Annotated in this window: 10 protein-coding genes; all 10 read left to right on the top strand. The window is 26.3% G+C overall.

Features of this window, described 5'->3' with window-relative positions:
• Positions 1-842: phenylalanine--tRNA ligase subunit beta-related protein (locus tag KJQ99_RS07895; RefSeq protein WP_502756518.1), on the top strand; the 842-nt coding region annotated here is incomplete at its 5' end.
• Complete coding sequence (gene aroA, locus KJQ99_RS07890; RefSeq protein ID WP_214150469.1) at positions 839-2,116, top strand: 3-phosphoshikimate 1-carboxyvinyltransferase; 1,278 nt, start codon at positions 839-841, stop codon at positions 2,114-2,116. The genes KJQ99_RS07895 and aroA, both read left to right, overlap by 4 nt.
• A gap of 3 nt (positions 2,117-2,119) precedes the next feature.
• Positions 2,120-2,947, top strand: coding sequence for a 4-hydroxy-3-methylbut-2-enyl diphosphate reductase (locus KJQ99_RS07885; RefSeq protein ID WP_214117519.1), 828 nt, complete (start codon positions 2,120-2,122; stop codon positions 2,945-2,947).
• An 84-nt stretch (positions 2,948-3,031) separates the two neighbouring features.
• Complete coding sequence (locus tag KJQ99_RS07880; RefSeq protein WP_214150468.1) at positions 3,032-4,687, top strand: 30S ribosomal protein S1; 1,656 nt, start codon at positions 3,032-3,034, stop codon at positions 4,685-4,687.
• A gap of 2 nt (positions 4,688-4,689) precedes the next feature.
• Positions 4,690-5,172 carry a hypothetical protein gene (locus tag KJQ99_RS07875; protein ID WP_214117517.1) on the top strand — a complete coding sequence of 161 codons (483 nt, stop codon included), beginning with the start codon at positions 4,690-4,692 and terminating at the stop codon, positions 5,170-5,172.
• A 23-nt stretch (positions 5,173-5,195) separates the two neighbouring features.
• Complete coding sequence (gene efp, locus KJQ99_RS07870; protein WP_214117516.1) at positions 5,196-5,765, top strand: elongation factor P; 570 nt, start codon at positions 5,196-5,198, stop codon at positions 5,763-5,765.
• A 2-nt stretch (positions 5,766-5,767) separates the two neighbouring features.
• Positions 5,768-6,100: a hypothetical protein gene (locus tag KJQ99_RS07865; protein WP_214150467.1), complete on the top strand. Its 333-nt coding sequence runs from the start codon at positions 5,768-5,770 to the stop codon at positions 6,098-6,100.
• A 38-nt stretch (positions 6,101-6,138) separates the two neighbouring features.
• The gene (locus KJQ99_RS07860; protein WP_214117514.1) at positions 6,139-6,402 is read left to right on the top strand and encodes a DUF2018 family protein; all 264 of its coding nucleotides are present in this window, start codon (positions 6,139-6,141) and stop codon (positions 6,400-6,402) included.
• A complete protein-coding gene (gene cmoB / locus KJQ99_RS07855; protein WP_214150466.1) occupies positions 6,402-7,187 on the top strand; it encodes a tRNA 5-methoxyuridine(34)/uridine 5-oxyacetic acid(34) synthase CmoB in 786 nt (261 codons plus the stop codon). The genes KJQ99_RS07860 and cmoB overlap by 1 nt, the downstream gene beginning before the upstream one ends.
• Before the next feature lies 1 nt (position 7,188).
• Positions 7,189-7,665 (top strand): PaaI family thioesterase, encoded by a 477-nt coding sequence (locus KJQ99_RS07850; protein WP_214117512.1) that lies wholly within the window; start codon positions 7,189-7,191, stop codon positions 7,663-7,665.
• Positions 7,666-8,426: the final 761 nt, after the last annotated feature.

The following is an 8,426-nucleotide window of genomic DNA, read 5'->3' as shown; positions in this document are numbered from 1 at the left end:
GAGCTTTAATGTGTGGATATTTTGAAAGTATTGGCTATGTTTTTGATAGCAAAGAATTTTTAGAAAAATTAAATTTAAAATATATCAAAAATGAAATTATAAACCCAATCACAAATGAAATGAATACGCTAAGAAGTTCTATTATTAGCACACTTTTAAAACAAGCTAGTTTTAATTTTAATAATTCAAGAAAATCAGTAAAATTATTTGAAATTGGTAGCGTCTTTGATGAAAACGGACAAGAAAATAAAAAATTTGCTTTAATTAGCTCTGGCTTAAGTGAAAATGCAAATTTAAAAAATCATGCAAAACCTAAAAATGTTGATTTTTTCACATTCTTAAATGAATTAAAAACAATATTAAAGGATTTTCAATTAAAATCTAGTGATTATCATTTATTTAGCGAATTTGAAAGAGCTGATATTTATAAAAACAATCAAAAAATAGGGGTAGTTGGAAGATTAGATTTACATTTAGAAAATGAATTAGAATTACCGGTTACTTATTTATGCGAAATTGATTTTAATGCTTTAGAGTATGATTTTATACAAGCAAAAGCTTATTCAAAATTCCAAGGAACAACTAGAGATTTAAGTATTTTAGTGCCTAAAAACTATGATTATTCAGTTATAAAATCAACTATAAATAAATTAAGCATTAAGAATTTAAAAGATTTTAAAATAGTAGATTTATATCAAGATGAAAGCTTAAAAGATTATGAAAGTTTAAGTATAAGCTTTTCATTTGTTGATGATGAAAAAGTATTAAAAAATGATGATATAAATAATGAAATGAATGAAATTATTAGTGAATTAGATAAAATAGGATTAAAATTAAGATGAGAATAAAAGCATTAAATAAACAATTTGATTTAGTTTTGGAAAATATAGCTGCAGATAAATCTATCTCTCATAGAGCTGCTTTATTTTCTTTATTAACTAATGGGGAGTGTAAGGTTAAAAACTATCTTTACGCACAAGATTGCCTACATACTTTAGAAGTTGTAAGAAATTTAGGTGCTACAATAAAAATATATGAAGATAAAAATGAATTAGTTATAACACCGCCTAATGCTATCAAATCTCCTAATGTAGTTTTAGATTGTGGAAATTCTGGGACACTAATGAGACTTTTAATTGGTTTTTTAGCTAGTCAAGATGGTTTTTTTGTTTTAAGCGGAGATGAATATTTAAACAAAAGACCTATGAAAAGAGTAAGCGATATACTTAATAAACTAGGGGCTAAAATTGATGGTAGAGAAGGGGCAAATTATGCTCCTTTAGCAATTAGGGGAAAGAAAATAGATTATTTTACTTTTGAAAATACTCTAAAATCAGCACAAGTAAAAACTGCATTAATATTAGCTGGATTATTGAGTAATGGTTGCGAAATATACGAAAGCGAATTAAGCAGAGACCATTCAGAAAATTTATTAAAAATGATAAAAGCACCAATAAAAACAGATGGTTCTAAAATAGAAGTAAAACCATTACAAGATAAATTACAATCGTATGAAATAGAAGTTCCAAATGACCCTTCTTCTGCATTTTTCTTTGCTGTTTTATGTGCTATCAGTGATAATTCCACTCTAGTTTTAAAAAATATGCTTTTAAATAAAACTAGAATTGAAGCATTTAAAATTCTTGAAAAAATGGGGGCAAATATTACATATCAAATAGAGAAAAATGATTATGAAAATATAGGAACCATTACTATAAAAAGTTCTAAATTAAAGGCTGTTGAAGTTAGTGAAAATATTTCTTGGCTAATTGATGAAATACCAGCATTATCAATAGCATTTTTATATGCTGAAGGAAATTCTATTGTCAAAAATGCAAAAGAATTAAGAGTAAAAGAAAGCGATAGAATAAAGGCTGTCCTTGAAAATTATTCAATTTTAGGTGTTGAATACGAAGAATTTGAAGATGGATTTATGGTTGTTGGAAAAAGTATAAAAAATAATAATGTAATGCTAAAAAGTTTTGCAGACCACAGAATAGCTATGAGTTTTTCTTTGCTAGCTAAAGATTATGAAATAGAAATTGACAATGTTGAATGTGTAGATGCTTCTTTTACAAATTTTTATGAAATTTTATCTTTATTTGAAAGACAATAAAATATGAAAATAGAATTAGCTAAAAGTTACGGATTTTGTTTTGGAGTTAAAAGAGCTATCAAACAAGCAGAGAAGACTAAAGATGCAGCCACCATTGGGCCATTAATTCACAATAATGATGAAATATCAAGATTAAAGAACGATTTTAATGTAAAGACTATTAATGATATAACAGAATTAAATGATGAGAAAAAGGCTATTATAAGAACGCATGGAATAACAAAACAAGACTTAGACATATTAAAAGAAAGTGGTAGAGAAATTATAGACGCAACTTGCCCTTTCGTTAAAAAGCCACAAGAAATTGTGGAAAAAATGAGCAACGAAGGGTATGAAATTGTTATTTTTGGAGATAGCAATCATCCAGAAGTAAAAAGCGTAAGAAGTTATGCTACTACTAATAATTATGTAGTTTTAGATGAAAAAGAACTGATAGATATTAAGTTTAAAAATAAAGTAGCTTTAGTAAGTCAAACTACAAAAAAAGTAGAAAAATTTATGCAAATAGCTAATTTTTTAATGTTAAAAGTAAAAGAAGTAAGAGTTTTTAATACAATTTGCGATGCAACATTTAAAAACCAAGAAGCTATTAAAATTCTTGCAATGAAAAGTGATGTTATGATAATTGTTGGCGGTAAAAATAGCTCAAATACAAAGCAATTATTTTTAATAGCAAAAGAGCATTGCAAAGATAGTTATTTAATTGAAAATGAAAATGAATTAGATTTTAATTGGTTTAAGGATAAAAATCTATGCGGAATTAGTGCAGGAGCTAGCACACCTGAATGGATTATTGATAAAGTTGTTAAAAAAATAGAAAATTTTACTTAATATTAAATAGTCATAAGTGAAATAGTGATAGAATAGGGCACAATCATTTCTTAATTTGATTAATTTTATTACAAAAGGACCAAAATGGCTAAGTTAAATGGAGCTCATAACAATTTAGAAGATTTAGAAAACATTGATTTCGCGGCAATGTTAGATGAGTTTGAAAGCGAAAAAAATCCTGAAAATATTTCAGTAATTGATGGAAAAATTATTAAAATTGAAGGCGACGAAGTATTTGTTGATATACAAGATAAATCAGAAGGTGTTTTAAATATTAGTGAAATCACAAAAGATGATAAGCTATTGTTTAATGTTGATGATGTTATTAAAGTAACAGTTGTAGGTAGTTATAATGGACGCCGTTTATTATCATACAAAAAAGCACTTCGTAAAGAAAAAGTAGTTGAATTTATTAAAAACTATAATGAAGACAATAACGATACTTTTGAAGTAAAAATCATAGGGAAAAATCGTGGTGGCTTTGTTGCAGTAGATAATAATGAAGTAGAATTTTTCTTACCAAAATCACAATGCTCTCATAAAGAAATTAATACTTTAATGAATAAAAAAATTAAAGTTAAAATATTAAAAATTGATGAAGAAACACAAAGTATAGTTGTGTCAAAAAGAAAAGCAAACGAAGAAGACCGCAAAAAGAAAAAAGAATTAATTAATAATATAATCAACGATTCAGAACTTAAAGAAGGTGTTGTTAGAAAACTTACAAGCTATGGAATGTTTGTTGATATTGGTGGAGTTGATGGCTTAGTTCATTATAGCGAAATATCTTATAAAGGTCCTGTAAATCCTAGTACTTTATACAAAGAAGGGGATAAAGTTTTAGTAAAAATTGTAGGATATGATGAAGAGAAAAAACATATTTCTTTATCAATCAAAGCAGCTTTAAGTGACCCTTGGGATGAAATTAAAGATAGCTTAGAAATTGGAGATATTTTAAAAGTAGTAGTTTCTAATATTGAAAATTATGGAGCTTTTGTAGATTTAGGAAATGATATTGAAGGATTTTTACATATAAGTGAAATTTCTTGGGATAAAAATGTTAAAAATCCAAGAGATTATTTAAAAGAAGGTCAAGAAATTGATGTTGAAGTAATTGAAATAGATTATGAAAAACGCCGTTTAAGAGTATCTTTTAAAAATTTACTTCCAAAACCTTTTGATGGCTTTAATGAGAAATTTAAAGCAGGAGATATTGTTGAAGGCGAGATTAGCACTATTACAAATTTTGGAGCTTTTGTTAAAATTGACAATATTGAAGGTTTATTATTAAATGATGATATATCTTGGACTGAAAATGAAACTTGCAAAAAAGTTTATAAAGTAGGGGATAAAGTAAAAGTTAAAATTAGAAAAATTGATAGTGAAAACCAAAAAATTTCTTTAAGTGTTAAACATTTAGAAGAAAGTCCTAGTTCATTATTTGCTAAAGAACATAGATTAGGTGATGTTATTAAAGGTATTGTAAGCGATATTAAAGACTTTGGAGTGTTCGTTAAAGTAAATGATAAAGTTGAAGCTTTAATTAAAAATGAAGATTTAGGAGAAGTTAAGCCTAATATTGGAGATGAAATTGAAGGAGCTTTAATTTTCACTAGAAATGGTAAAATTCGCTTAAGTATAAAAAAATTAAATTTAATTAAAACTCGTGAAGATTTAGAAAAATTTAATTCTGATGATAAAATTACAATAGGTGATATAATTAAAGATCAATTACAATAGTAATGAAACAACACTCGTTATATTTTATATTTGGAATAATTTTTTTTATTTTAGTATTGGTTTTAATGCTATTAATAAAATCTGCAAATTATAAAGATTTGCAGATTTCTAAAATTATTGATGAAAATATTGAAATTATTAAAAATAAAATATCAAATAATGAGTGGTATGCTAAATTAGCTAAAGATGAATTGGGAGATTCTTACCCAATATCAAATGAACTTTATGTTCATTTTGAATTACAAGATACAGGTAATTTAAGTAAAAAGAAATTTTTTAAATTAAATATAGATAAAAACGATAATTATTCTTTATTTTGTGTAAAGCAAACTATATCTAATTTAAATTTGAAATATTTTTTAATTAATAATAAAAAATATTCTCAGATAGTCATAGATACTAACAATATTTCTTTATTACATTACCTTATAGATAGTTTAAAAAACTATAATATCAATTCTGATTTTGAAGAAATTTGGATTTAATTTAATTTTAAAGGATTAACAAAATGGCATCTTATTCAATGGGTGATTTAAAAAAGGGTTTAAAAATAGAAATAGAAGGTGTTCCTTATAAAATAGTGGAATATCAACATGTAAAGCCAGGTAAAGGTCCTGCTTTCGTAAGAATAAAAATAAAATCTTTCATAAATGGTAAGGTTTTAGAAAAAACTTTCCATGCAGGTGATAAATGTGAATCTCCTAATTTAGTAGAAAAAGAAATGCAATATTTATATGATGATGGAGAATTTTGCCAATTTATGGATAATGAGACTTATGAGCAAGTAGCTATAACAGAAGAAGATGTTGGCGAAAGTAGAAAATGGATGATTGATGGTATGAATGTAAGCGTATTATTCCATAACGGAAAAGCAATAGGCGTTGAAGTTCCGCAAGTTGTTGAACTAAAAATAGTTGAAACTCAACCGAATTTCAAGGGTGACACACAAGGCTCTAATAAAAAGCCAGCTACTTTAGAAAGCGGTGCAGTTGTTCAAATACCTTTCCATGTATTAGAAGGGGAAGTTATTAGAGTAGATACTCAAAGAGGCGAGTATATAGAAAGAGCTAATAAATAATTATGAACGATAAAGCAAAGCGTGTAAAATACTTAAGAGCTTTAGAAAAAGCTGCTAATCGCTTTGCTTTAGCCTTAAAAAAAGAAGATTTTTCAGATAGTATTTTCGCATCTAGTATAGAGCAGAATTTAAAATTACTAAATAAATGTGAGCCTGTTTATCTTGATTCTACATATTCAAAAGAATTAGAAAATTTTGTGAATTTATGCTGTTTTTCTCAATTAGACAGATTTGAGTTAATTAGCAAATTTAATACTCTAGAGAAAATAAAAAAGCAAAATCAATACAAAAAAACAAAACATAAAAATCAATTGTATGATAATTTATTTAGTTAAAATATATTTTTATTTAAATAAGTTATTGGAGAATTAAAATGGATGATTTTGATAAATTATTTGAGACCACACCAGAAGAAAAACTAATAGATGTATTACAAAACGCACCAAGAGGTGCAGTTCAAAATACTATAGTAACGCATAGTAAAGAATTTTTAGCATTAAAATTATTATTAGAAAAGCAAAATATAGACTATACACAAGTTGAAGAATTTATATTTAATAATGATGCTTTGCTAAATGAAATGCTAAATGATGTTTTTATAGATTTAACAGCAAAAATTTTAGGGCATGAGGGATAATGAAAGTTATTTTTGATGATATTGTTGAAATTTATGATGATACATTAAATGAAGAAGATTTATTAATTAAAGCAAAAAGCCTTAAACCTTGGAGAAAAGGGCCTTTTAAAATAAATAATATTTTTATAGATAGTGAGTGGAAAAGCAATATAAAATATAATATTTTAAAAAAGCATATTGGTTGTATTGAGAATAAAATAGTGGCTGATGTTGGGTGCAACAATGGTTATTATATGTTTAGAATGCAAGAATTTAGACCGACTAAGATTGTCGGATTTGACCCTTCTCAAAGATGCTATGAGCAATTTACTTTTTTAAATTCCTTATTTAAAACGAATATTGTATTTGAGAGATTAGGGGTAGCTGATTTGCCAAGCTACAATCATAAATTTGATGTAATTTTTTGCTTAGGGGTGATTTATCACAGAAGCGACCCAGTGCAAATGCTAAAACAATTAAAACAAAGTCTAAACACTAATGGGATTGTATTTTTAGATACTATTTATTTTGATAGCGAACAACCTTTTGCTTTAGTTCCAGATACAAGTTATGCAAAAATGTCTAATGTATATTTTATACCAAGTATTAAAGCATTGCAAAATTGGTGTAAAAAAGCTAATTTTAAAGAATTTGAAATATTAGCAACTTCTAAAACAACAATAGAAGAGCAAAGGAAAACAGATTGGATTGATGGATATAGCTTGGAAGATTTTTTAAAAGATGATGATTTTACAAAAGAAGGTTATCCTGCACCAAAAAGAATATATATAAAATTAAAGGTATGAAATGGCTGAAGAAAAAAATGATATAGAAGAAAATTCTACAGAGATTAAAATCAATGTTGAAGCTTGCCCTACAATAAATACAGAAATTTGTGGCAACATTACCGAAACAGATGAAAATAAAGCAAATCTGCAATTAAAAATAACATCTGAATTAATTTCAGATTCTGAAGGTTTAGCGCATAATGGTTTTATATATTCTGCAGGAGCTTATGTTGCACAAGTAGCAATTAACAAAAAAAATACCTGTGTTATAGGCTCAAGAACTAGTTTTTTTGCGCCGGCTAAAATAGGGGATATTATATCTTTTGAAGCAACTGCTAAATTTGATAATAGTAAAAAAAGAGAAGTTTTAGTAAAAGCATATATAAGAGAAGTATGTGTATTTGAAGGTATTTTTTATGTTCTAGTAACAGATGAACATATATTAAAAATGCAAAAAAGTGAATTAGCAAAATACCAGAGCAAAAAACAAGAATAATAATTTTCTTGTTTTATAAACTAAAACCTTTTATACAAATCAAATTCAAAATATATAAAACAACACTACACTTAAAACAACGGCACTTGCATTTGCCTTAACTTAAAGCATATTTGATATTTAGTTTAAAATAAGTATTTAAAAAGTGCTTAAGCATTATATATATTTGACTTCAAAAGATATCAATAGCAAATATTATATTGAGTCATTTTATGATATTGATTGACAGGCGGACTAGACTAAGTTACCTTGCTAGCGAAGCATTAAAGCCTTGTATATTAGCCTACAATATACATTTAAAGCCCTTGTCGCTCAATAAGAGCTACTTATATCACGCATTTGTATTATACAATTATGCATTAAAAAGCTAAGTGCTAATGATATGGATAAATTGAATGTAAGTATTACTAAATTAGTAAGTAAAGAGTTAAAAAAATTTTAAAGATGAACTAAGTGGCAATTTAGCCCGAATTGGTGCTTTAGCTGTGCCTGTGAAGTTTGCGGGAGATTACGATAGTGAATTAGCTGGTTTTAATAATGCTGCTAAGCTTAATAATTTTGAGCTTTTGTCCAATAAAATATATGAGTTTATAAAACATAATTCAAAATGCTATTAAACGCAACAAGTAAGCTTAAAATAGCATTTGAACTAATAGTTGCAAAAAAAAGACTTGCTAAAATCTTCAGTTTTATTAAAATTGCAGAGTGGTGATATGGTTTTAAAATACTAATTTGAAAATTATAGTTTTCAATACTAATAT

It is taken from the genome of Campylobacter sp. 2018MI13, assembly GCF_018501135.1.
Taxonomy (GTDB): Bacteria; Campylobacterota; Campylobacteria; order Campylobacterales; family Campylobacteraceae; genus Campylobacter_E.
Note: the sequence above shows the minus strand (reverse complement) of the source record. Positions and strands in the feature narration are given on the sequence as shown.

What these genes read in the sequence shown, in the direction of transcription:
- aroA (WP_214150469.1), top strand. Translation starts at nt 839, where the DNA reads ATGAGAATAAAAGCATTAAATAAACAATTTGATTTAGTTTTGGAAAAT.
- KJQ99_RS07885 (WP_214117519.1), top strand. Translation starts at nt 2,120, where the DNA reads ATGAAAATAGAATTAGCTAAAAGTTACGGATTTTGTTTTGGAGTTAAA.
- KJQ99_RS07880 (WP_214150468.1), top strand. Translation starts at nt 3,032, where the DNA reads ATGGCTAAGTTAAATGGAGCTCATAACAATTTAGAAGATTTAGAAAAC.
- KJQ99_RS07875 (WP_214117517.1), top strand. Translation starts at nt 4,690, where the DNA reads ATGAAACAACACTCGTTATATTTTATATTTGGAATAATTTTTTTTATT.
- efp (WP_214117516.1), top strand. Translation starts at nt 5,196, where the DNA reads ATGGCATCTTATTCAATGGGTGATTTAAAAAAGGGTTTAAAAATAGAA.
- KJQ99_RS07865 (WP_214150467.1), top strand. Translation starts at nt 5,768, where the DNA reads ATGAACGATAAAGCAAAGCGTGTAAAATACTTAAGAGCTTTAGAAAAA.
- KJQ99_RS07860 (WP_214117514.1), top strand. Translation starts at nt 6,139, where the DNA reads ATGGATGATTTTGATAAATTATTTGAGACCACACCAGAAGAAAAACTA.
- cmoB (WP_214150466.1), top strand. Translation starts at nt 6,402, where the DNA reads ATGAAAGTTATTTTTGATGATATTGTTGAAATTTATGATGATACATTA.
- KJQ99_RS07850 (WP_214117512.1), top strand. Translation starts at nt 7,189, where the DNA reads ATGGCTGAAGAAAAAAATGATATAGAAGAAAATTCTACAGAGATTAAA.